Here is a 606-nt window from a genome sequence, read left to right on the forward strand (position 1 = left end):
CCTCGAGCCCGGGATTGCCGATGGTCTCGCCGATCACGAGCTTGGTGTTCGGCTTGATGGCGCTGCGGAACGCATCGAGATCGCGCGGCTTCACAAATGTCGTGGTGATGCCGAAGCGCGGTAGCGTGTGCGCGAGCAGGTTGATGGTGCCGCCATAGAGCGAGCTCGACGCGACGATGTGGTCGCCGGCGCTCAGCAGCGTCGCGATGGCGAGATGCAGCGCGGCCATGCCGCTCGCGGTGCAGATGGCGCCGACGCCGCCTTCGAGTGCCGCGAGCCGCTCCTCCAGCACACCGGTGGTCGGATTGGAGATGCGCGTATAGATGTGGCCGGCGCGCTCCAGGTTGAACAGCGCGGCGGCGTGATCGGAATCCTGGAACACGTAGGACGTGGTCTGGTAGATCGGCACCGCGCGGGCGCCGGTCGCAGGATCCGGATGCTGGCCCGCATGCAGGCTCAGGGTCTCGAAGGCAGGCGGTTTTGGCGCGGGCATGCGTGGCCTCGTTGCTCGGTCGGCGATGGCGGCCCTTGTGCCACAAAACGGAGCGCCAAGTCAGCCCATTGACTATTCACAAGAGGTCGTCATGCCCGGGCATAGCCGTCCGA

The 606-nt window shown here is 66.5% G+C and carries 1 protein-coding gene; it reads right to left on the minus strand.

Annotated features, from left to right (window positions below):
• Window positions 1–493, minus strand: a 493-nt coding sequence (locus AC1D00_RS44355; protein WP_477015106.1) for a PLP-dependent transferase, incomplete at its 3' end; no start/stop codon positions are given.
• Between the last annotated feature and the right edge of the window lie 113 nt (window positions 494–606).

This window comes from Bradyrhizobium sp. P2_E8, from assembly GCF_056403875.1.